The following is a 502-nucleotide window of genomic DNA, read 5'->3' on the forward strand; positions in this document are numbered from 1 at the left end:
CGAGTCTGTCTCTCGACAGCCGCTACAGGTTGAGTTCTCGCGTTGTGCCGTATTCCAATTTAAGTCGAACTTAGAGTTCGAATCATCTTGAGATACATCGATACAATCACAACCCGGATAGTTTCCACGTCCATCTCGAGACGCTTCCGCTATCCAAATTACTTACTTCTTCCAGATTGTTAAAGAACGACAGCCGATATCTGTTGATATCCTCTGACTGGATCAATCGCCAATGCAAAATTCTCGGTTCAGCGTCTGAACCAAGCTCTTAGCGTTGGTGATTGGTGGAGGCAGACGGGATCGAACCGACGACCCCCTGCTTGCAAAGCAGGTGCTCTCCCAGCTGAGCTATGCCCCCATGTACAGGTATTCCTCAGGTGTACCTACCGCCAGACAATGGTGGGTCTGGTTGGATTCGAACCAACGACCCCCGCCTTATCAAGACGGTGCTCTAACCGACTGAGCTACAGACCCCTGAGTCTGTCTTTAATTTACAGCCGAT

The 502-nt window shown here is 50.0% G+C and carries 2 tRNA genes; both read right to left on the reverse strand.

Annotated features, from left to right (window positions below):
* Positions 1–282: 282 nt before the first annotated feature.
* Positions 283–358 (reverse strand) — tRNA-Ala (locus AC3IFE_RS01405).
* A 39-nt stretch (positions 359–397) separates the two neighbouring features.
* Positions 398–474: transfer RNA gene (locus AC3IFE_RS01410), tRNA-Ile, on the reverse strand.
* Positions 475–502 lie beyond the last annotated feature (28 nt).

This window comes from Burkholderia sp. APQ4-4ca (assembly GCF_057837105.1).